Origin of the sequence: Actinoplanes sp. NPDC023714, assembly GCF_040639855.1 — a bacterium.
Lineage (GTDB): Bacteria > Actinomycetota > Actinomycetes > Mycobacteriales > Micromonosporaceae > Actinoplanes.
Genome location: NZ_JBFAAR010000002.1, coordinates 1,168,486 through 1,190,364, shown reverse-complemented (window position 1 = coordinate 1,190,364; position 21,879 = coordinate 1,168,486). Strand labels below are relative to the sequence as shown.

Sequence of the window (21,879 nt, the reverse complement as noted above, 5' to 3'; positions counted from 1 at the left end):
CGCGGCGGCCGATCATTTTAGAACCTTATTAATTGTACGTCTGCTGCGTGGTCCACTTCTGGGCGACGGTGTTGTTGCACGTCCAGATCTGCAACTTCACGCCGTCGGCCTTGTTGCTTTGCGGAATGTCGAGGCACTTGCCGACGGCCGGGACGCGCAGGCTGTCGTCGGTGTAGGCGACGAAATTCTGCGCGGCGGTTCCGTTGCAGGTGTAGGCCTGCACGGCCGTGCCGTCGGTCTTGCCGGTGCCCTTCAGGTCGATGCACAGGTTGTTCATGCTGATGAAGGTGTTGCCCTTGGCCATCCACTGCTGCGACGGGCTCTTGTCGCAGGTCTGCATCGTCAGCTGGGTGCCGGAGGTGAAGTTGCCGCCCGGGACGGTCACGCACTTGTTGTGCAGGCTCGCCACGATCGCGACGTCCCAGAGGCCGGACGACCAGATCGGCTTGTTGTTGTCGTTGCGGTAGAGCACGACGTTGCCGTCGGTCTGCATCCGCAGGGTGCTGGGGCCCTGGCCGTAGGTGTTGGACGACCAGATCGGCGTGCCGTCGGCCTTGTAGAGCACCAGGTTGCCGTCGCGCTGGTTGGCGAGGCGGGCGCCGAACTTGTCGGTGGCCCAGACGGCCTTCGGGCCCTTCGAGACCACCACGTTGCCGTCGCCCTGCAGCCGCAGGTTGTGGCCGAAGTAGGACTGCAGCACCTTCGCCTCGGAGAGCTCCTGGCCGGCGAGCAGCTCGGTGTTGGTGGGGTAGAACTGCTGGGTGGTGCCGTTGGTCACGGCCTCGGCCGTGGCGGTCGCCCCGACGGTGTTCGCGATGGTGAGGGCCCGGTTGTTGAGCTCGCTGACCCAGACGAAGTTGTCGCCCTGCTTAGTGTAGTAGAACCGCTGCTCGGTGCTGCTGTCACAGGTACGCAGGGTGAACTTGTTGCTTCCGCCGGCGCTGACCTCGGAGACCCCGACGCACTTGGTGCGGTCGTAGGCGCTGAGGATCCGGTAGCTGCCGCCGGTGTTGTAGACGCGCATCGCGACCCAGCGCTGCTTGCTGGTGCTGGCGCAGGTGGTCTGCACGAGCGCCGTGCCGTTGGCGAACGCGTCACCCTGGGCGGCGAGGCACTTGCCGGAGCTCACGTTCGTCCACTGCCACGGCTTGCCGCCGGCCGGGCGGTTCGCGGCGTCCGGCGCCACCTGGTACTGCCCAAGCAGCAGGAAGTCGCTGACCCCGTCGGCGTTGCGCAGCAGGGCGTGGGTGGCGGCGGTGACCAGGTTGTCGTTGCCGTCGGCCGTGGCCTTGGTACGCAGGCTCTGCACGGCCTGCCGGTCGGCGGCGGCGCGCTCGGCGAGCAACCGGTCGCGGTCCCTGCCGTTCGCGGCGTGGATCTCGGAGTCGATGAAGTTCCACCAGACGGCCGGGTCGCTGCTGCGCAGCGCCTTCTCCGCGGCGGCACGGATCTCGATGCGGCGCGGGTCGGTGTCGACCTGCTCCCAGATCCAGCGCACGAAGTTGTCGTCGGACATCGCCAGCTTGCCGGCGTCGGCAAGGATACCGAGCACGGCCGCGGCCGCGGTCATCCGGCCCGCCCGGGCGACCTTGGCGGCCTCCTCCTCGCTCTTCTTCCTCGCCTCCTCGATGGCGTCCTGCACGTCCTGCTCGGCCGCGGTCTTCACGCCGTTGGCCAGGAACTCGTGGTGGGCGGCGCCGTCACCGTCGAACGCGGCCAGCGCGGCGGCCTTGACCCGGGCGCCCTCGGCCCGCTTCCAGATCTCGTAGACCACGTCGCGCTCGGGCAGGATCAGCATCTCGCCGTTGGCGTCGACGGTGATCCGCGCGGCGGCGTAGGCCTCGCGCTTGAGGTCACGGGCCTGGCGGGCGGCGGTCTCGTCGGCGATCTTCTTGGTGTCGTCGGCGACCTTCGCGTCGAAGATGCCCTTGAGGATGAACTCCTTGCAGACCGCGTCGATGGTGTCGCCGCTCGCCGACAGCGCCAGCTCGGCCGCCGTGCGGATCAGCGGGTAGGTCGCCGAGTTCTGCCAGATCTTGAAGACGAAGTTGCGGTCGGACTGGCTCAGCCAGTCCTCACCGGGCTCGATGCCGATCTCCCGGGCGGCGCGCACCTTCTGTGCCTCGTCGGTGGGCAGGCCGTCGTCCTCGGCGACGGCGGCCGCCGCGCCGGAGGTCACGGTGGCCGTCGTGGCCGCCGACTTGGCCTTCGCGCCGGCCACGGGCGCCGGCGTCGCCGAGGGCGCCACCGGGACGGGCGAGGGAGCGGCGAGGGCGGGTCCGGTGACCATCGTCACCAGAGCGGCTGCCGCGGTCGCGGTCAGGAGTCCACGTAGGACACGTGTTCGTCGCATGGCTGTGTTCAAAGCAGTCCCCGTTGTCAGTGAAAAGGCGGCAGATCCGACGTCGCCGCATGTCACCGCGCCCGTGGCGCTCCCCGAGGAGCCTCTGCTGGCGCGGGCTGACGAACCGTAACCACACGAATACACCAACGTCAAGATCTAAGCGCCTCCTCGTCAAAGATTTACTTCGATGTCTTTCGGTGGCGGCAAGCGTTTTCCGAGCGGGGTGGTGGTGGCCGAGCGCCCCGTGTTAGAAAAGTCGGCATATTAGACCGGCATCGATTTTTCGTACGCCGGTTTCGCACTTGCACTGACACGGGGGATGTGCAAATTGAATACGCGTGTGCGGACTCGTTCCGCAGCGAACAAGGCTGCCCTGACAAGGGTGCTCAGTGCGCTCGTCGTGCCCGTGGTCGCCGTCGCCGGACTGTCCGTGCCGGCCCAGGCCGCGCCGGCCGCCGACCTGACCGGGCTCACACCGCTGATCCAGCAACTCGTCCAGGAGACCGAGCCCGAGCCCGACGACGGCGTCGTCCTCGACAACCGGCTGCGGGACCTGGTCGCCGACATGGCCGGCCTGGACGCCGACGAGGAGGTCCGGGCCGCCGCTCAGCAGGCGCTCCAGGCCGGCACCTCCCAAGCCATCATGGCGTTCCTCAACGGCGGCGCCACGGCCGCCCGGGCCGCGGCCACGAAGCGGCGCAACGCCGCCGACGCGGCCAACGTCAAGACGATCACCGCGCTGGCCGGCACCGGCGGACCCGAGTTCAACGCCGCGGTGCAGCGCGCGCTCAAGGGCACCGCACTCGACCGGCAGGCGTTCCTCGCGTACGGAAGGGATGTGGCCGCGGCCCGCGACGCCGCCGCCGGCGTCGCCGAAGCCGAACGCCGCCGCATCCTGCGCCAGCGCGTCACCATGCTGGCGGGCTCCGGGAGCACCGAGGTCGCGAAGGCGGCGGCCGCCGCGCTGGCCGCCGGTGACACCGCCATCGCCGCGTTCCTCGCCACCGGCTACCTGGTCGCCGCCCGCAAGGACGCCGACGCCCAGGAGGCGTACCTCGCCGACCTGGCCGCCCGGCAGAAGGCCGCCGAGCAGCTGACCGACCTGGCGCAGCGGGCCGCCCGCGCCTCCGAGGCGCGCCGGCTCATCATGATCGCCCACAGCGACGGGGTACGGGCGCTGCAGCGTGCCGCCAACGCGATGACCGCCGCCGGCAACGCCTCCCGGCAGGCGCAGCAGATCCTCACCGCCAACACCGCCAGCGGGAAGAAGGGCGGCTTCGACCTGGCCGTCGCCGAGGTGGCCCGGCAGACCGGGTACGCCGGCGACTTCGCCGAGCAGGCCCGCGTCGCCTCCGTGCAGGCCACCGTGCAGGCGCAGGTGCTGATCGACACCGGCCTGGATTACGGCAGCCAGTGGGTCACCGTGGTCCAGGCGATGAGCAACTCGGCCGCCGCCGCGCAGACCGCCGCCGTGTCCGCGCAGCACGCCGTCACCGCGATCGTCGCCGACGACGCCGCCACCGGCGCGGCCGACAAGGCCGAGAAGCATCGCGCCAACGCCGTCCAGTGGCGCAGCACCGCCGAACAGCACGAGAAGACCGCGAAGGCGATCGCCGTGGCCGCCCAGGCCCAGGCCGCCGCGGCGGCCGACGCCGCCGCCCGGGCCAAGCGCTCCCGCGCCGACGCCGAGGCCGCTCTGGCCCAGGCCATCGCGCACGCCGACAAGGTGAAACAGCACCGCGCCACCGCCGAACGCGAACGCGACACCGCCGAGGAACAACGCAGGATCGCCGAGCGGGAACGCGACAACGCCGCCCGCCAGCGCGCCATCGCCCAGCAGCAGGCCGCCATCGCCGAGCAGAACCGGGCCACCGCTGTCGCGCAGCGCAACATCGCCACGCAGAAGCGGGCCGAGGCCGACGCACAGGCGCAGATCGCCCAGCAGAAGCGGATCGCCGCGCAGCGCGAGGAGAGCGCCGCCGCCACCGCCAGCGGCAAGGCCCAGGAGCAGGACGGCATCGCCACCCGCGCCAACGAGGCCGCCGCCGCCAGCGACCGCACCGCCACCGAGAAGGCCCGCGCCGCCCGGCAGGCCGCCGAGACCCAGCAGTTCGCCGAGGCCCGGGCCCGGCACGCCGACGCTGTCGTCGCCAGCCTCTCCGCGGGAACGGAGAAGGACAGGGCCAAGGCCGCCGCCCAGCAGGCCCGCGCTCAAGCGAACGAGGCCGCGGCTGCGTACGGTCGCGCGCAGGACGCCGCCGACGCCGCCGAGAGTGCCGCGAACTCGGCCCGCAAGGCCGCCATCGCGGCCGACGGCGCCGCCGCGCGTGCCCGAGCAGCGGCCCGGCTGGCCCGCGCGGCCGCCGCCAAAGCCCGTGCCGCCGCCAGCGAGGCGGAAGCCGCGGCCGGCCGATCCCGTGCCGCCGCCGACGCGGCCCAGGCCGCCGCGGCCCGGGCCGGGGAGGCCGCCGACGCCGCGCAGGCCGAAGCGGCCGCCACGCACGCGGCAGCCCTGCGCGCCGACGCCGCCGCGGCACAGGCCACCGCGCAGCAGACCCGCGCCGCCGAAGCCGCCCGCACCGCCGCCGCCCTCACCCAGGACGCGCTGACCCAGGCGAGCGCGGCCATGATGGCCGCCCAGCGAACCAGGGACGAGGCCGACGCCGCCGCGTCCGAGGCGGCCACCGCGGCACTGCAGGCCGGCATCGCCACCCGCGCCGCCGCCGCCACCGTGCAGACCGCGGCCGCGATCGCCGACCCGGCGAACACCGCCATCGGCCAGGCCGCCCCGTTCGCCGCCTACGACATCGACGCGGCGTTCGCCACCCTGGTCGCCGACCGCGCCCAGGACCTCGGTGACACCCAGGTCACCCTGGCCGTCGCCGCCGCGGCCGACGCCGCCGACCAGGCCGAACGCGCGGCCCGGGCGGCCCAGGCCGCCGGCGACGAGACCCGGCCCGCCTTCACCGCGGCGGCCGGCGCCAGCGTCGCGGCCAGCGACGCCGCCAAGTCCGCCGCCGCCGCGCAGCGGTCCGCCGCCGAAGCCGCCCAGCACGGCGCCGCCGCCCGCGCCGCTGCCGCCAAGGCCGACGCCACCGACCGGGCCGCGCAGGCCGACGCCCGGGCCGCCCGCGCCGCCGCCAACCAGGCCGCCGCCGACGCCGCCATCGCCGGCCGCGCCGCCAGCGCCGCCGAGGCCGAGGCCAGGACCGCCCGCGCCACCGCCGACCAGGCCACCGCCGCGGCGAGCGCCGCCACCGCGGCCGCCAACGAGGCCACCCGCCAGGCCGCCGCCGCCAAGGCAGCCGCCGACCGGGCCGCCGCCGACGCCGACGCCGCACAGGCCGCGGCCGACCGCGCGAAGGACCACGCCGCCACCGCCGACAACGCCGCCACCCACGCGGAAGCTCAGGCGCGGGAGGCCGAAGATCACGCCGAGCATGCCGCGGCCGAGGCCGAGGACGCCCTGACCGTCATCCAGAACGCCGAGTACGAGGCCGCGAACGCCGCCGCCCAGGCGACCGCGCGGGTGGACGCGCAGACGTTCAAGGACGGCATGCTCAAGCTCAGCCGGGCGGCCGCGGTCACCCCCGGCGGCGGTGACCTCCAGCGGGCCATCGACGACCTGCTCGCCACCGTGGAGGCCAACACCGAGGTCTTCCTGAACTTCATCCAGGACCACCACGAGGAGATTCAGGCACTTCTCGAGTACGCCCTCGAGATCGTCGCGGGCACCGCGGCCATCTACGGCGGTGTGGCACTCGGCACCAGCGGCACAGCGGCGGCCTGCGGCGCGGTCATCGGCGTCAGCGCGGCCGGCGGGATCACCGTGCTCGCCGGCGTCATCGCCTGCGGTGTGATGGTCGGCGGAGCGGCCATCGCGACCGGCGGCATCATGCTCACCGCCGACGGCATGTTCAAGGCGAAGAACGAGATCCAGCGGATGCGGCAGGAGTTGGACGACTCCGTCGCCAACAAGGGCAGCATCGAGCACGGTTCGCGCCAGGAGGTGCCCGGTCTGCAGCCGAAGCAGTGGAGCGACCCGGATCGTCTCACCATCGAGGACGCCCTCGGCGGCAACCTCGAGGAGGGATTCCCCTACATCGACCAGTGGGACGACGTGTCCAAGACCGGGACCAGCATCAAGACCATCGACTGGCGGCGGATGAGCTACAACACCCCGTCGCGGTTCGCGAGCAAGGCCAAGGACCACCTCATCACGCTGCGCAACGCCCAGAAATACGACGACGGCTGGTTCAAGGCGACGTACCCCAAGCGCCTGAACGTCAAGAAGTGGGAGCTGAAGCTCGGGTATCCCGAGGACATGCCGCAGGAGTACTTCCCGGTGCTCATGGAGAAGCTCAAGGACGCCGAGCAGTGGAACATCAAGGTGATCCTGTACCCGATCGCGGTGTGACGTGCTGATCGGCCGCCGGATCGACTCCGGCGGCCCTTCGGCGACATCAGTCGTGGGTGGCCTGCGCCGGGATCTCACTCTCCTTGATCAGGCCGCTGTCGGCGACCGCCGCGACGATCCGCGGGTCCAGCAGCCAGCCGATCGCGTCCTCGGCGCCGGCGTACAGGGTGAAGAGCCGCGCGGACGCCCCGGCTTCGGCCAGCAGATCGTTGATGACCGCGAACGGGCGCACGGTCGCCGTCCACCGCGCGCGCCGCGTCACCCAGTCGTCCTGCGACCACATGACACAGGGGCGGCCGTTGATGGCGACGACGTAGTCGCCCTGATCGTCGCCGACGGACGGGTGGTTGATCACCTCGAGCCGGACGTCCACCCCGTGGTCGCGCAGAGCCGGCTCGATCTTCGCGAGAACGGTTCTGATCTGCCCCTCGGCCAATTCCTCGCCGTCCGCGAAGAACCAGCCGACGCCCTCCAGCGGATCGTCGATGCCGAATGGGTAGTCGCCGTTCGCGACGGCCCGCTCCGCAGCCGCGGCCTGCTCCTCGGAAAGACTTGCCCACATGCCGAGAGCGCGTAGTTCTCCTGCGAGGTCCACCCACTGCTGATCCATGCCGTCATCATGCCGCACCGTCACCGGACCGACTGCCCCGCGAACCACCGGCTCCAGGACGGGGGAGACGGGTGGGGAGCGCCCGGGCCGGCGTCAGCTCTCGTGGATGGTGACAGCGGCGTTCGCGTAGCGCACGGTCAGCTCGTGATCCGCGGTGGACCAGGCGCCGGCCGGGTCGCGGGCCAGCGCGGCGGCGATCCACCGGCACGCCGCCGGGAGGGCGTCGCGGAGCAGGTCCGCGACGTCGTGGCGGTGGGTGGAGTTCACCGCCCAGACGCGCATGAGCAGGGCGTCGGCCGGTGGCAGGGAGGCGTTCGCGAGGCGGCGGGCCCGGGCTCTGCCGTACCAGAAGATCTCGATGATGTTCTGGGGCTCGCCCGCTCGCGGATGGCCGGCGGTGGGCACCACGAAGGCGAGGCTGCCGACCGCGGCGCCCGCCTCCCGCAGCGCGAGCTCGACTAGGTCCCGGCCCACGGGATACGACATGCCGGCCCGGAGACGGTCTCGGCGGTACTCGTCCCACGGCACGGTGATCACACTAGGGGACGCGCGGGACGCCGCCGCCGGACCCCGTGGTGGCCCCGGAATGCCTGCGGACGCTGCGCCGCCGCCGGCACCGGGCCGAGGAACCATCAGATGGCCGCGGTGGTGCGGCGCACGACCAGGGTGGGGGTCAGTTTCACCTGGGCGGTGCGGCGGTCGCGCCGGCCGATGCGTTCGATGAGCAGGCGGGCGGCGGTGGCGCCCATCTGCCGGCCGTCCTGGTCGACGCTGGTCAGCGAGATCGGGCCGAGGGCGGCGAGGGCGCTGTTGTCGTACCCGGCCAGGGAGATGTCGCCGGGCACGGTGAGGCCGGCTTCGGTGATCGCTTCGAGCGCGCCGAGGGCGACGACGTCGGCGCCGGCGAAGATGGCGGTCGGCCGTTGCGGGCGGTCGAGGAGTTGCCGGGCGCCCGCGTAGCCGCCGGCCTGGGTGTAGCTGGTCGAGGCGATGTCGATCTCGGCTTCGAGGCCGTGGGCGATCATGGCGTCGCGGTAGCCGCGGGCGCGCTGGGCGTTGGGCATCTCGGCGAGGCGTACCCGATCGGTCTCATGATGCTCGATGTGAGCGATGCGGCGGTGGCCGAGACCGACCAGGTGGTCGACAACCAGGGCGGCGCCGGTGATGTCGTCGTCGGTGACGCTGTCGTAGGCGGGTGAGGAGCCGTGCCGGCCGACGACCACTGTCGGCACGCCGCGGGCGATCTCGGTGAGACGGTTCTTGGCCGAGACCGGGGCGATCAGGATCAGGCCGTCCATGCTGCGGTCGATCATCGCGTCGATGACTTTGGCTTCGGCCTTCTCGCCGTTGCAGCCGGCCGCGAGCAGGACCTGGTAGTCGCTGTCGCCGAGCTGGGTGTCGATGCCGTCGAGGATGTCGGCGAAGAACAGGTTGCGCAGCTCGGGGAGCATCACCCCGATCGTGTACGTCTGTCCGCGCAGTCCCCGGGCGGCGGCGGACGGCCGGTAGCCGAGTTCGGCGATGGCCTGCTGCACCTTGCTGCGCATGGCCGGGCTGGCGCCGTACGCGTTGCGCAGCACCTTGGACACCGCCGTCGTCGACACGCCCGCGTGCCGGGCCACGTCCACGATCGTCACCCTCCGGGCGGGTGCCTGATGTTGCTGCATGCGCTCTCCCCGCTCAGTGAAACGTTACCCACCCTATAGACCATCAGCGTGCCGAGAAAGCCGTGTATCGACCCTTGACGTTGTTCGGCACCCGCTCGTAAGGTCGGCGAAACATTTGGAAAACGTTACCCACAGCACGCGAAGGCACCGCCCAGGTCCGATCCGGCACCACTGCCGCCGTTCCACCGATGATGAAACGATTCAGCAAGGTGGGTGCTCCGTGACAACCGATCTTCGACTGCGGCACCCCGGCCGGGCCGCCGCACCGGCGCCACCCCGCCGCCGGGCCCAGGCCGCGCCGCCCTGGTGGTTCACCGTCCCGGCACTGCTGCTGTTCGCCTTCGTCGTGCTCGTGCCGAGCGCCCGCGGCGTCTACTACGCCTTCACCGACTGGGACGGCCTCGACCCGGACTTCGCGTTCATCGGCCTGGACAACTTCCGGGCCATGGCCGGCGACCCGGACGCGCTGCGGGCCATCGGGCACACCCTGCTGGTGGCGGTCGCGATCACCGTCCTGCAGAACGGCCTCGGCCTGCTGCTCGCGCTCGGCGTGAACACCGCCATCAGGAGCCGCAACGTCCTGCGCGTGCTGCTGTTCGCGCCGGCCGTGGTCGCCCAGATCGTCACCGCCTACCTGTGGCGCAACCTGCTCGGCCCGGACGGCGCGGTGAACAGCCTGCTCGGTGCCTTCGGCCTCGAAGGCCGGAACTGGCTGGGCGACCCCGACCTGGCGCTGTGGATGATCGTCATGGTGGTGGTCTGGCAGTACGCCGGCTACTCGATGGTCATCTTCATCGCCGGCCTCCAGTCGATCCCCCGGGAGATCCACGAGGCGGCCGCGATCGACGGCACCGGCCCGGTCCGCCGCTTCTGGTCGGTGACCCGGCCGCTGCTCGCGCCGGCCATCACGATCAACGTGATGCTCTCGGTGATCGGCGGGCTCAAGCTGTTCGACCAGGTCTACGGGATGACCGGCGGCGGCCCCGGGCACGCCACCGACACCATCTCCACGCTGATCTACAAGGACGCGTTCACGCTCGGCGAGTTCGGTTACAGCATCGCCCTCGCCGTGGTGCTCACCGCCATCGTCGCGGTCATCTCCGCCGGCCAGTACGCGGTCCTGAACCGCAACGAGAAGGCGGCGTCATGAACCGCTACACGAAGAAGACGTTCGCCCTCGAGATGCTGATGATCGCGGTCGCCATCGTCTTCGCCTTCCCCGTCTACGTCCTGGTCAACCTCGCCTTCCGGGCGCCCAGCGACACGTCCTCGCCGATCGCGCTGACGCAGAGTCCGACGCTGGCGAACTTCAGCGAGGCCTGGCGGGAGGGCGGCCTCGGCGGCGCCCTGGCCAACAGCGTGCTGGTCACCACGGTCAGCGTCGCGATCGTGCTGGTGGTGTCGTCGCTGGCGGCCTATCCGCTGGCCCGGTCCACCGCGCACTGGTCCCGCGGCACCTTCCTGCTGATCATGCTGGGGCTGATCCTGCCGTTCCAGCTAGCCGCCCTGCCGCTTTACCAGACCATCCGCGGCCTCGGCCTGCTCGGCTCGGTCTGGTCCCTGGTGCTCTTCCACTCCGGCCTGCAGGTCCCCTTCACCACCTTCCTCTACACCGGATTCCTGCGCGCCCTGCCGCGTGACTTCGAGGAGGCCGCCACCATCGACGGCTGCGGGCCGCTGACCGCGTTCCGCTACGTCATCCTGCCGATGCTCAAACCGATCACGGTGACCGCGCTGGTGCTCAACGCCGTCAGCGTGTGGAACGACTTCTTCACCCCGCTGCTCTACCTGTCCGGCAGCGACCAGCAGACCATGCCGGTCGCCATCGCCGGCTTCGTCGGCCAGTTCGTCTCCGACTGGAACCTCATCTTCGCCGCCCTGCTGATCAGCATCGTCCCGGTCCTCGCCGTCTACCTGGCCCTGCAGCGCAGCATCATCAACGGCTTCGCAGGGGGCCTGAAGGGATGACCCGTCCTCCACCGAAGGAGAAGATCATGAGAAGAGTCCTGGCCGCGTTCGCGGCAGCATCCCTGCTCGGCGCCTGCTCCAGCGGCACCAACTCCGGCTCCAGCGAAAGCGACAACCAGACCCTGACCATCGCCTCGGTCGACCAGGGCTCGATCGAGAAGGTCGTCGAGGCGTTCAAGGCCGCCAACCCCGGCATCACCGTCAACCTCAGCACCAGCGGCGCCGACCAGTACCAGCAGCAGATCCGCACCCAGCTGTCGTCCGGCACCGCCCCGGACGTGATGACGGTGTGGCCCGGCAACGGCAACCCCGGCGCCACCTACGTGATCGCCAAGCCCGGTTACCTCCGGGACCTGTCGGATCAGCCGTGGGCCGCGCAGTTGCCGGACGCGTTCAAGAAGGTCGCGCAGTTCGAGGGAAAGACGTACAACGCGCTGTTCGGCCTCAACGGCATCGGCGCGGTCTACAACGACGAGGCGCTCACCAGGTCCGGGCTCACGGCGCCGGGTACGTGGACCGACCTGCTCGCGTTCTGCAAGGCCGCCGCCGGCAAGGGCACCCCCGCCTTCGCCCTCGGCATCCAGGACAACTGGGTCACCCAGATCGTGCTGTACGCGCTGGTCGCGACCACCGTCTACAGCGGCGACAAGGACTTCGACACCAGGATGGCCGCCGGGCAGGCCACGTTCGCGAACTCGCCGTGGACCACCGCGATGGCGAAGTACCAGGAGATGAACGGCGCCGGCTGCTTCCAGAAGGACCCGCTCGGCACCAGTTACGAGGCCAGCCAGACCCTCGCCGCCACCGGTAGGACCCTCGGCATCGTGCAGGGCAACTGGATCATCGGGTTGCTCAAGGAGAAGAACCCGGACGGCGAGTTCACGATGAAGGCGCTGCCGGCCACCGACGACCCGGCGCAGTTCATCATGCCGGCGGCCGCGGGCGCCGGGTACGGCGTCAACGCCAAGGCGAAGAACCCCGATCTCGCGCTCGAGTTCGTCACGTTCGTGATGTCGCCCGAGGGCATGAAGACCTTCAACGAGGCGCAGGGCAGCCTGCCCACATTGCCGGGCGCCGGCACCACCGTCGACCCCGGCCTGGCCGAGCTGACCACCTACGTCGAGGGCGACCGGACCGTGCCGTTCATGGATCAGCTGTGGCCGAACGCCAAGGTCCAGCAGACCATGCTCAGCGGCCTGCAAGAGGTCTTCAGCAACCAGACCACCGCCGACCAGGTCCTCACCGACATGGACACCGACTACAAGGCTGGCTCCTGATGAAACGACGTACCGCGCTAGGACTGTCCGTTGCCATTCCCTCCACCGCCGTGCTGACCGCCGGACCCGCCGCGGCGAGCGGTCCCGGCCTGCGGGTGGTCGGCCTGCGCGTCGACGGCCGCCCGGACGAGCCGCTCGGCCTCGACGACCCGGATCCGGTGTTCGGCTGGCGGTTCGCCGAGACGTCGTCGCCGGCCGCCGACCGGCAGACCGCCTACCAGATCCGGGTCCACGACGGCGGCCGGCTCCTCTGGGACTCCGGCAAGGTCGACTCCTCGGTCCAGTCCGGCGTGCGCTACGCCGGCAGGGCGCTGACCTCGCGGCAGCGGCTGAGCTGGCAGGTCCGCGCGTGGGGCGCGGACCGGCGGGCCACCGGCTGGAGCCGGCCGTCGACCTGGGAGATGGGCCTGCTGGAGCAGTCGGACTGGGGTGGCGCCCGCTGGATCGAATATCCCGGACGCGCCGAGACCCAGCCGATGCCGATCTTCGCCCGGCAGTTCACCACCGACCCGCGGCGCAAGATCCTCCGGGCACGGCTCTACCTCTCCGGCGTCGGCATGCACCTGGCCACCGTCAACGGCCGCACGCTGACCGACGAGGTGCTCGCTCCCGGCTACGCCAACTACCAGCTCTCCAGCGAATACCGCGTCTACGACATTTCCGATCAACTGCGCAAGGGCGAGAACACCATCGGGGTACGCCTCGGCAACGGGCCCGCGTACGTGCGGCGCAGCGTCGTCAACCCGGCCGTCGGACGCACCGCGCCGTACTCGTGGTGGCAGAGCCAGCTCAAGGGCACCGGCACCCTGGTCGGTGACGTCCTCGCCGGCGCCACGACGGTCACCCTGAGCAGCGTCACCGGCTATCACGTCGGCGGCACCGTCAACGTCGACACCGGCGACGGCGGCGACAACCTGGAGTCCCGGGTCATCACCGCGATCGGCGCCGACAGCATCACGTTCACGCCCGGGCTGTCGAAACCGCACCCGGCCGGCGCCGTGGTCACCGGCTCCGGCAACAACGTCGCGGCCAGCGACGCCAGCGCGGGAGCGGCCGTCACGCCCCGGTTCATCGCGCGCCTCGAGGTCTCGTACGCGGGTGGGAAGGAGACGGTGATCGTCTCGGACCGTGAGTGGCGCGCCGCGCTGGGACCACTGACCACCGATGCCTGGTATTCCGGCAGTGACTTCGACGCCCGCCGCGAGCAGCCCGGATGGGACCGGCCGAAGTCCGACCTGTCGGCCACGGCGAAGCGCCGCGACGGCACCGCCACCGGCTGGATCGCGGCCGGGATCGCGCCGCCGCCGAACCTCGCCACCAGGCTGGTCGCCCGCACCGCGCCGCCCGTCAGGATCGCCGACCGTCATGAGCCGGTTTCGATCACCAATCCGGTGCCGGGCACCTGGGTGTTCGACTTCGGTCAGAACATCGTCGGGTTCCCGCTGCTGCGCCTGACCGGCGTGCCCGCCGGTACGACCATCCGCGTGGCGCCCGCCGAATCCCTCGCCGCCGACGGCACCGTGGATCAGGCGTCGCTGCGCGGCGGTGGCGGAAGCCGGGGCGTGGACCTGTTCAACACCTACACGACGGCCGGGCTGCGCGGCGGGGAGAGCTGGCGGCCCGACTTCAACTACTTCGGCATGCAGTGGGTGCAGGTCACCGGGCTGCCCGACGGCTACGTCCCCACGTCGTCCTTCTTGACCGGGCTGCGGGTGCAGGCCGAGACCCCGCTCGCCGGCGCGGTGACCACGTCGAACGCGCGGGTCAACCGGCTGCACAAGATGGCCTGGTACTCGTTCGCCGGCAACATGATGAGCGTCTTCACCGACTGCCCGGGCCGGGAGAAGCTGTCCTATCCGGCCGACTACACGATGCCGATGGGGTCGATCCATCGGAACTTCGACCTCGACGCCTACCTGCGTACGCATGAGAGGCACCTCGTCGAAGGGCAATCACTCGCGGACACCCCGATGCGCGGGAACGTGGCGCTCAAGACCCCGGTCTACGACTGGGGCTACACCGGGCGCTTCGGCGACGAGATCAACTGGGGTAACGCGATCATCCTGGTGCCCGGGTTCCTGCGGCAGCTCTACGGGGACGTTTCGGTGGCCGACCGCTATTACCCGCGGCTCGTGCTCTTCGCCGACTACATCGCCCGGCAGAAGGCGGTCGGCCACATCGTCGACGCGGCCCTGGCCGACTGGGTGTCGGCCGAACCGGTTTCCGGAAAGATCACCGGCACCTGGGGCTACTACATGATGGCCAAGGATCTTGCCGCGCTCGCGGCGGACCTCGGCAAGACGGCCGACGCCGCCCGCTTCTCGGCCCTGGCCGCCGGCATCAAGACGGCGTTCAACACCACCTTCTGGGATCCGGCGCGCAAGCTCTACGCCGACAACGGCGCCGTCTCCCAGACGGCGCAGGCACTCGCCCTCGACGCCGGTCTCGTGCCGGAAGCAGAGCGGCAGGCGGTCCTCGACGGCCTGGTGGCGATGATCTACGCGTTCCATCCGGACGGCGACGGCCCGCACCTCAGCGGCGGCACCATCGGCATGGCGCCGACCGTGCGGGCGCTGTCCGCGGGCGGCCGCGACGACGTGCTCTGGGATGTCATCCATGAGGATGAGCAGCCCGGTTACGGCTACTTCATGGAGTCCACCGTCGCGAACCCGGGTGGCATGACCACCATGGGGGAGCGGTGGAACCGCGGCGACTCCAAGAACCACATGATCCTCGCCCAGATCGAGGAGTGGTTCCACGCGAGTCTGGCCGGCATCCGGGCCGCCGACGGCACGACCGCCTACCGGGAACTGGTTATCCAGCCGAAGGTGGTCGGTGACCTGACGTTCGTGAAGGGCCACTACGTCACGCCGCAGGGCACCGCCCGCGCGGCGTGGAAGCGCGACGGCGACCGGCTGCGCCTGACCGTCACGGTTCCGCCGAACACCGGCGCAGAGGTGTGGGTGCCGTTGCTCGGCGGCCGGGTCCCCGGCACCCCGCGCCGCGCGACGTTCCTGCGCACCACCGGCGGCTACGCCGTCTATCGCGTGCCCTCCGGCACCTACCACTGGTGAACGGGCGGAACGGACGCCGGCGGCGGTGAGGTGTCTTACCGGCGACGGGCTTCCCGGCAGGATAGGTTGAACGCAGGTGTGCCGGGAAGCCTGGTCGGCGATGTCATCGTCGTGCCCTGCTGAAGGAGTCCCGTGTCCGGAGATCCGTCCCGCCCTGCCCGCCACCTGTTCGGCCGGGGGACCTGGCCCGAGGTCAGCCGCATCGGCGACATCCTGCGCGCGGAGACCGTCGGCGGCGCGCTGCTGCTCGGCGCCGCGGTCCTCGCCCTGATCTGGGCCAACTCGCCGTGGTCGGCGGGATACCAGGACCTGATCGCCGTCACGGTCGGCCCGCACGCCCTGCACCTGGACCTGACCCTCGCCCAGTGGGCCGCCGACGGCCTGCTCGCGATCTTCTTCTTCGTGGCCGGCCTCGAGTTGAAGCGTGAGTTCGTCGCCGGTGACCTGCGGGATCCGCGGCGGGCGGTGCTGCCGGTCGCCGCGGCGGTCGGTGGCATGGCCGTACCGGCGGTGATCTACGTGGCGGTCAACGGCGGGATGGCGGGCGGGGCGCTGTCCGGGTGGGCGGTGCCGACCGCCACCGACATCGCGTTCGCCCTCGCCGTCCTCGCGGTGATCTCCACGCATCTGCCGGCGGCGCTGCGCACGTTCCTGCTCACCCTCGCCGTGGTCGACGACCTGCTCGCCATCCTGATCATCGCGGTGTTCTACACCAGCTCGCTGAGCCTGCTGCCGCTGGCCGCCGCCCTGATCCCGCTGGGGCTGTTCGCGGTCCTGGTGCAGCGGCGGGTCCGCTCCTGGTGGCTGCTGCTGCCGCTGGCCGCGGCGACCTGGACGCTGGTGCACGCCTCCGGGGTGCACGCCACGGTCGCCGGGGTGCTGCTCGGCTTCATGGTCCCGGTGATCCGCCGCACGCCGGGGGAGGGGCCCGGCCTCGCCGAGCACTTCGAGCACCGCTGGCGGCCGGTGTCGGCGGGCTTCGCGGTGCCGGTCTTCGCGTTCTTCGCCGCCGGGGTGTCGGTGGCCGGCGCGGGCGGGCTCGGTGAGACGCTGCGCGACCCGGTGACGATCGGCATCGTGGCCGGTCTCGTGCTCGGCAAGTGCGCCGGGGTGCTGGGGTCGACATGGCTGGTCCAGCGGTTCACCCGGGCCACCCTGGGCGAGGGGGTGAGCTGGTGGGACGTACTCGGACTGGCTCTTCTGGCCGGAATCGGGTTCACGGTGTCGCTGCTGATCGGGGAACTCGCGTTCGGGATGGGCAGTGAGAAGGACGAGCACGCGCGCATCGGCATCCTCGCCGGGTCGCTGATCTCCGCGCTGCTGGCGACGGTGGTGCTGCGGGCCCGGAACCGGCACTACCAGCGGGTGTGCGCGGAGGAGTCCCGCGACGCCGACGGCGACGGCATCCCGGACTTCTGGGACGAGGACACCGTGCGGCGCTGACGGCGCGGGCCTTCCCGCCGCGTGCGCGCGGGGCGTACGGTGAGCGCAGGTGTGCCGGGAAGTCTGGTCGGCGGTCATGTCCGCACGACCACGGAAGGGCTTCCCATGTCCAGCGATCCCGCGCTGCGCGCTGCCGGCCTCACGAAACGCTACGGGCGTCTCACCGCCCTCGACGACCTCACCCTGGACGTCGCCGCCGGTGAGGTGTTCGGGTTCCTCGGCCCCAACGGCGCCGGCAAGTCCACCACCATCCGGCTGCTGCTCGGCCTGGCCCGCCCGACGGCGGGCCGGGCCTGGGTGTTCGGCGTCGACGCGGCCGACACCGTGCGGGCGCATTCGCGGCTGGCCTACGTCCCCGCGGACGTCGCCCTGTGGCCGCAGCTCACCGGCGCGGAGATCCTGCACCTGCAGGCCGCCACCGGCCCCGGCGTCGACGCCGCCTATCAGGCCGAGCTCGTCGACCGGTTCGCGCTCGACCCGTCGAAGCCGGCCCGGACCTATTCGACCGGCAACCGGCAGAAGGTGGCCCTGGTCGCGGCGTTCGCGACCAGGGCGCCGCTGCTGGTGCTGGACGAGCCGACCAGCGGCCTGGACCCGCTGATGGAACGCGAGTTCCGGGTCGCCGTCCGGCAGGCCCGGGACCGCGGGCAGACGGTGTTCCTCAGCTCCCACCAGCTCGCCGAGGTCGAGGCCGTCTGCGACCGGGTCGGTATCCTGCGCGCCGGCCGCCTCGCCGAGGTGGCGACGATCGGCGCGCTGCGCGAACTGCACCGCTCCGAGGTGACGATCTCCTACGACGGCGCCGCACCCGACCTGAGCGCGATTCCCGGGGTCGCCGCGGTCCAGCCGGCCGGTGCCGGGCGGCTGCGGTTCACCCTGTCCGGAGCCCCCGCCCCGGCGTTGCGGGCGCTCGCCGCCGCGGACGTCACCGCCCTGACCGTGCGCGAACCCAGCCTCGAGGAGATCTTCCTCGACTACTACGGGGAGCGGGTGGCGTCGCGATGAGCACCGCCGCCCGGGCAGTCACCCGGCTGGCGATCCGGCAGGTCCGGCGCGGCGGCCTGATCGTCGCCGGGCTCAGCGCCGGGATGACCGCGCTCGTCACCGCCACCTACGGGCAGGTGATGGCGGATCCGGCGGCGGCCGACGGCTTGCGGGCCCTTTCGGCAAACCCCGCCATCCGTACGTTGTTCGGCGCCCCGATCGGACTGGACACCGCCGGCGGCTTCACGGTGTGGCGGGTCGGCACCGTCATCACGGTGCTGCTCGGCGTCTGGTCGATCCTGGCCGTCACCCGCATCACCCGCGGCGAGGAGGACGCCGGCCGCTGGGATGTGCTGCTGTCCGGCCGGCCGACGGTCACCGCCACCCTGATCGTGCACGTGGCCGCCGTCATGGCGGTCGCGGCCGCCACCGCGATCGCGGTCACCGCCGTGCTGCTGGCGGCGGGCACCGCACCGGCGGGTGCCCTGCTGCACGGCGCCGGCACCGGGCTGCTCGGCATGTTCTTCGCCGCCGTGGCCGCGCTGAGCGCGCAGATCTTCGCCGGCCGGCCGCCGGCGACCGGCGCGGCGGTGGCGGTGCTCGGCGCCGGCCTGCTGGCCCGCATGATCGGCGACGGTGTCACCGGGCTCGCCTGGCTGCACGGACTCACCCCGTTCGGCCTGCTCGCACTCAGCGGCCCCTACGTCCACGACCGGGTCCTGCCGCTGGTGCTGCTGGCCGCGGCCACCGTCCTGATCGGCGCCCTCGCGCTGGTCGCGGCCCGCCACCGCGACGTGCGGGGTGGTCTCGTCCCGGCCGCCGCCGGCCGCCGCCCGCGGACCCTGCTGCTGGCGAGCGTGGAGACCTTCGCCGTCCGCCGGGCGCTGCGCCCGCTGGCCGGCTGGATGATCGGTGTCGGCGCCTACTACCTGCTGATCGGGTTGACGGCGGTGTCGGTCACCGGTTTCCTGCGCGACAACCCGGCCCTGGCCGGGGAAGCCGCCGAGGCGGGATTCGCGAGCCTGGGCAGCGTCGCCGGGTTCGCGGCGACCCTGTTCGCGATCCTGGCCCTGCCGGTCGGCGCCTTCACCGCGGTCCGGATGGGCGCGTTCGTCGCCGCCGAGGCCGACCGCCGGCTGACCCTGCTCGCGAGCCGGCCGGTCTCCCGGTCGCGCCTGATCGGCGCCGAGATCGTCGCCACCGGCGCGGCCGCCACGGTGCTGGTCGTCGGGGCCGGCCTGGCCACTTGGATCGGGGTCGCGGTGATGGGCGGCGACCTCACGGCGGGCGCCGCGGTGCGCGGTGCCGGCAACGTGCTGCCGATCGTGCTGCTCAGCCTCGGCGCGGCGGTCTTCGCGGCCGGCCGGCTGCCGCGCTGGACCGGACTCGCCGGCTGCCTTCCCTCGATCGGCGGTTTCCTGCTGCTGGTCGTCGCCGAGAGCGTCGCCGCGCCCTCCTGGGTACGCGACATCTCCCCGTTCGCCCACCTCGCGCCCGTTCCGCTGACCGGTCCGGACATGGCGGCCTCGGCGGTCATGCTGGCGGCGGCGGCCGCCCTGGTCGTCGCGGGAATCGGCGGGTACCGCCGCCGGGACCTCGGATCGTGAGAATCGAACCCAGAAAATCTGGTCTCCGGACACTAGACTTTCTGGGCAACGGTGGATAGTCTTGCTGCTGTTGACGACAGAGATCTGAACAAAGACGCTGACGGGACACATCGAGCGTCGAAGCAGGGCCCGGAAGTTCTCGTGGCTCGCTCGGTGAGCAGGTGCAAGGCAAAGGTGTCAACGACGGGGCCGATGCGGTTTTCGGGGCTCCGCCGGAGGAAAGTTGAGGAAAGGGAGGGTTTGACGCCGCTGGATCGCCCACCACCGGGACGCATTGCCGGTTCCGTGGTGGACACCGTGGTCACATCGAATGTGAGGTGGTCTCCGGTCACGCTTCTGCGATCCTCGCACCGGACGTCGCTGATAGCGGCGCGGTGCGGAAACGAGAACCCGTAACCCTGGGCCCCGGCGCGTTGCGCCGGGGCCCTCGATCATGAGAAGGAATGTATGGCCCCATCCGACGACAGGCTCGACGACGACGACTACCCGGCCTACACGATGGGCCGCGCCGCCGAGATCGTGGGCGCCTCGCAGGACTTCCTGCGCCGCCTCGGCGAAGCGAAGCTGATCACCCCGTTGCGGTCCGCCGGCGGGCACCGCCGCTACTCCCGCTACCAGTTGCGGCTGGCCGCCCGCGCCCGGGAGATGGTGGACCAGGGGACCGCCCTGGAAGCCGCCTGCCGGATCATCGTCCTGGAGGATCAGCTCGAAGAGGCCCTCGAGGTCAACCGGCGACACCGGCGCGAGCACGAGAGCGGCGCCGGGTGACGTCCCGCGCCGATGGTCGCGGGGTCCCGGGTGCGGACACCTAAGCTGATGGGCATGGATCTGCGGTTGGCGGCGCGGGCCGGCGGCGCCGGCACCGTGGTGGAGGTCGGCGGGCAACTGGACATGGAGACCGGCCCGCAGCTGGACGACTTCCTCCAGCAGGTAGTCGGCGACACCGGCGCGCGGGTGGTGCTCGACCTCGCCGACGTGTCGTTCCTGGACTCCAGCGGGCTGGGACTGCTCGTGGTGTGGTTCAAGGAACTGCGGGCCCGGGGCGGCCGGCTGTCGGTCGCGGCGGTGCAGGACATCGTCGCGCAGGTGCTCCGGATCTCCGCCGTGGACCAGGTGGTGGGCGTCTACGACACGGTCGAGGCGGCCGAGGCCGACATGGCCTGAGGCGTCAGCGACCGTCCGCCGAGGTGGCGGCCGCGACGTCGGCGCCCGCGTTGCTGCGGCGCGGCCGGCCGTGGTGCCCGTGCCAGTCGATGATCAGCAGGGTGGCGTCGTCCTGGAGCTTGGGCCCGGCCACCTCCAGCACGCCGTCGGCCAGCGCCCGCGCCGCCTCGCGGGGATGCAGCTCCTGCAGTGCCCGCAGGCGGGCGGGCAGGTCGAGGGCGGCGGCCCGGCGTTCGTACATGCCGTCGGTGACCACGAGGATGCGGTCGCCGGGCTCCAGCGTGAGTGTGCCGGCCTTCAGGCCGATGCCGGGGAACATGCCGAGGGCGGTGTTGCGGGGCAGGCTCACCTCGCGCGCCCGGCCGTCGCGGACCAGGATGGGCGGCACGTGCCCGGCGTTGACCAGCTCGCAGGTCCCGGTGCCCAGGTCGAGGCGCCCGAGGATCGCGGTGATGAACGCGCCCCGCGCCGGGCTGTGCTCGGCGATCGCGGCGCCGGCCCGGTCGGCCTGCTCGGTTAGGCTGTGCCCGGCGCGCCGGGAGTTGCGCAGGCTGCCCACGCCGAGGGTGGCGATCAGCGCGCTGGCCACCCCGTGCCCCATCGCGTCGGTGACGCTGAAGTGCAGGGTGTCGCGCGCCAGGCTGTAGTCGAAGGTGTCCCCGCCGATGCTCGCGGCCGGCTCCAGCCAGCCGGACAGGGTGAACGAGCCGCCCTCGCAGGTGAAGGCGCTCGGCAGCAGCCGGCGCTGGATCTCGGCGGAGAGGTTGAACGGGGTGGTCCGCTGCCCCCACTCGAACAGGTCGGTGTGGCGGCGGTTGGCGATCACCACGAACGCCAGCGCGTGCGCGGTCCGGGCGATCTCCGACAGCGCCTGCGGGGACGGCTCGGTGCCGACGACGATCTCCAGCAGCCCGATGACCTCGCCGCGCTCGGTGACCGGGGCCAGCACGGTCCATTCCGCGTCGCCGCCGACCACCTGCACCGCCTGGGTGCGCAGGGCCTCCTCCTGCGGGCCGCCGTCGAAGGGCAGCACGGTGGCGACCTCGTCGCCGTCGCGGCGCCCCTCACCTCTCGGGCCGAACGGCACGTACGCGAGCCGGACCAGCGCCCGCCCGCTCACGTCGGCGATGAGGAACGACACGCTGCTGGCGCCCAGGGCCTCGCCGAGCTCGCGGGTGACGGCCTCGACGGCGTTCACCGGTGTCGCGTCCTCGGCGGCCGCCAGCATCCCCGACAATGCCGCCTCGACCGAAGGATTCATGGTGGCAGCATACGAATTCCGCACCGCCGGCCGTACCACCATGGGCACCCTCGTGACGCCGGT

General features: G+C 71.9%; 15 protein-coding genes. 10 read left to right on the top strand and 5 right to left on the bottom strand.

From position 1 onward, the window contains the following. Positions 1–28: 28 nt before the first annotated feature. Positions 29–2,353 (bottom strand): ricin-type beta-trefoil lectin domain protein, encoded by a 2,325-nt coding sequence (locus AB0G10_RS13685; RefSeq protein ID WP_360919776.1) that lies wholly within the window; start codon positions 2,351–2,353, stop codon positions 29–31. Between the two features lie 331 nt (positions 2,354–2,684). Between AB0G10_RS13685 and AB0G10_RS13680 the strand changes: the two genes are divergently transcribed. Beyond that, positions 2,685–6,761: a hypothetical protein gene (locus tag AB0G10_RS13680; protein ID WP_360919773.1), complete on the top strand. Its 4,077-nt coding sequence runs from the start codon at positions 2,685–2,687 to the stop codon at positions 6,759–6,761. A gap of 46 nt (positions 6,762–6,807) precedes the next feature. On the opposite strand, the gene AB0G10_RS13675 is transcribed toward AB0G10_RS13680, so the two are convergent. The 3 genes from AB0G10_RS13675 to AB0G10_RS13665 form a co-directional block, all read right to left on the bottom strand. Beyond that, positions 6,808–7,371, bottom strand: a complete 564-nt coding sequence (locus AB0G10_RS13675) for a hypothetical protein (protein ID WP_360919770.1) — start codon at positions 7,369–7,371, stop codon at positions 6,808–6,810. A 93-nt stretch (positions 7,372–7,464) separates the two neighbouring features. Then, positions 7,465–7,899 (bottom strand): hypothetical protein, encoded by a 435-nt coding sequence (locus AB0G10_RS13670; RefSeq protein WP_360919767.1) that lies wholly within the window; start codon positions 7,897–7,899, stop codon positions 7,465–7,467. Between the two features lie 104 nt (positions 7,900–8,003). Beyond that, the gene (locus tag AB0G10_RS13665; RefSeq protein ID WP_360919764.1) at positions 8,004–9,038 is read right to left on the bottom strand and encodes a LacI family DNA-binding transcriptional regulator; all 1,035 of its coding nucleotides are present in this window, start codon (positions 9,036–9,038) and stop codon (positions 8,004–8,006) included. A gap of 220 nt (positions 9,039–9,258) precedes the next feature. On the opposite strand from AB0G10_RS13665, the gene AB0G10_RS13660 reads away from it, so the two are divergent. The 9 genes from AB0G10_RS13660 (at position 9,259) to AB0G10_RS13620 (ending at position 20,555) form a co-directional block, all read left to right on the top strand. Beyond that, positions 9,259–10,188: a sugar ABC transporter permease gene (locus AB0G10_RS13660; RefSeq protein ID WP_360919762.1), complete on the top strand. Its 930-nt coding sequence runs from the start codon at positions 9,259–9,261 to the stop codon at positions 10,186–10,188. Next, positions 10,185–11,006 (top strand): carbohydrate ABC transporter permease, encoded by an 822-nt coding sequence (locus AB0G10_RS13655; protein WP_360919760.1) that lies wholly within the window; start codon positions 10,185–10,187, stop codon positions 11,004–11,006. The genes AB0G10_RS13660 and AB0G10_RS13655 overlap by 4 nt, the downstream gene beginning before the upstream one ends. 26 nt (positions 11,007–11,032) lie before the next feature. Further along, positions 11,033–12,283, top strand: coding sequence for an extracellular solute-binding protein (locus AB0G10_RS13650; protein WP_360919757.1), 1,251 nt, complete (start codon positions 11,033–11,035; stop codon positions 12,281–12,283). Further along, on the top strand, positions 12,283–15,357 hold the full coding sequence (locus tag AB0G10_RS13645) for a family 78 glycoside hydrolase catalytic domain (RefSeq protein ID WP_360919754.1): 3,075 nt from the start codon (positions 12,283–12,285) through the stop codon (positions 15,355–15,357). The genes AB0G10_RS13650 and AB0G10_RS13645 overlap by 1 nt, the downstream gene beginning before the upstream one ends. A 132-nt stretch (positions 15,358–15,489) precedes the next feature. Further along, positions 15,490–16,800 (top strand): Na+/H+ antiporter NhaA, encoded by a 1,311-nt coding sequence (gene nhaA, locus AB0G10_RS13640; protein ID WP_360919751.1) that lies wholly within the window; start codon positions 15,490–15,492, stop codon positions 16,798–16,800. Between the two features lie 105 nt (positions 16,801–16,905). Beyond that, positions 16,906–17,805: an ABC transporter ATP-binding protein gene (locus AB0G10_RS13635; RefSeq protein ID WP_360919748.1), complete on the top strand. Its 900-nt coding sequence runs from the start codon at positions 16,906–16,908 to the stop codon at positions 17,803–17,805. Next, positions 17,802–19,391 carry a hypothetical protein gene (locus AB0G10_RS13630; protein ID WP_360919745.1) on the top strand — a complete coding sequence of 530 codons (1,590 nt, stop codon included), beginning with the start codon at positions 17,802–17,804 and terminating at the stop codon, positions 19,389–19,391. Before AB0G10_RS13635 ends, AB0G10_RS13630 begins: the two co-directional genes overlap by 4 nt. Positions 19,392–19,838: 447 nt before the next feature. Continuing rightward, a complete protein-coding gene (locus tag AB0G10_RS13625; protein WP_360919742.1) occupies positions 19,839–20,159 on the top strand; it encodes a MerR family transcriptional regulator in 321 nt (106 codons plus the stop codon). A gap of 54 nt (positions 20,160–20,213) precedes the next feature. Then, positions 20,214–20,555, top strand: coding sequence for an STAS domain-containing protein (locus AB0G10_RS13620; RefSeq protein WP_360919739.1), 342 nt, complete (start codon positions 20,214–20,216; stop codon positions 20,553–20,555). Between the two features lie 4 nt (positions 20,556–20,559). Here AB0G10_RS13620 and AB0G10_RS13615 read toward each other — a convergent pair whose 3' ends face one another. Next, the gene (locus tag AB0G10_RS13615) at positions 20,560–21,816 is read right to left on the bottom strand and encodes a PP2C family protein-serine/threonine phosphatase (protein WP_360919736.1); all 1,257 of its coding nucleotides are present in this window, start codon (positions 21,814–21,816) and stop codon (positions 20,560–20,562) included. Between the last annotated feature and the right edge of the window lie 63 nt (positions 21,817–21,879).

What these genes read in the sequence shown, in the direction of transcription:
- AB0G10_RS13685 (WP_360919776.1), bottom strand. Translation starts at nt 2,353, where the DNA reads ATGCGACGAACACGTGTCCTACGTGGACTCCTGACCGCGACCGCGGCA.
- AB0G10_RS13675 (WP_360919770.1), bottom strand. Translation starts at nt 7,371, where the DNA reads ATGGATCAGCAGTGGGTGGACCTCGCAGGAGAACTACGCGCTCTCGGC.
- AB0G10_RS13665 (WP_360919764.1), bottom strand. Translation starts at nt 9,038, where the DNA reads ATGCAGCAACATCAGGCACCCGCCCGGAGGGTGACGATCGTGGACGTG.
- AB0G10_RS13655 (WP_360919760.1), top strand. Translation starts at nt 10,185, where the DNA reads ATGAACCGCTACACGAAGAAGACGTTCGCCCTCGAGATGCTGATGATC.
- AB0G10_RS13650 (WP_360919757.1), top strand. Translation starts at nt 11,033, where the DNA reads ATGAGAAGAGTCCTGGCCGCGTTCGCGGCAGCATCCCTGCTCGGCGCC.
- AB0G10_RS13645 (WP_360919754.1), top strand. Translation starts at nt 12,283, where the DNA reads ATGAAACGACGTACCGCGCTAGGACTGTCCGTTGCCATTCCCTCCACC.
- AB0G10_RS13635 (WP_360919748.1), top strand. Translation starts at nt 16,906, where the DNA reads ATGTCCAGCGATCCCGCGCTGCGCGCTGCCGGCCTCACGAAACGCTAC.
- AB0G10_RS13630 (WP_360919745.1), top strand. Translation starts at nt 17,802, where the DNA reads ATGAGCACCGCCGCCCGGGCAGTCACCCGGCTGGCGATCCGGCAGGTC.
- AB0G10_RS13625 (WP_360919742.1), top strand. Translation starts at nt 19,839, where the DNA reads ATGGCCCCATCCGACGACAGGCTCGACGACGACGACTACCCGGCCTAC.
- AB0G10_RS13620 (WP_360919739.1), top strand. Translation starts at nt 20,214, where the DNA reads ATGGATCTGCGGTTGGCGGCGCGGGCCGGCGGCGCCGGCACCGTGGTG.
- AB0G10_RS13615 (WP_360919736.1), bottom strand. Translation starts at nt 21,816, where the DNA reads ATGAATCCTTCGGTCGAGGCGGCATTGTCGGGGATGCTGGCGGCCGCC.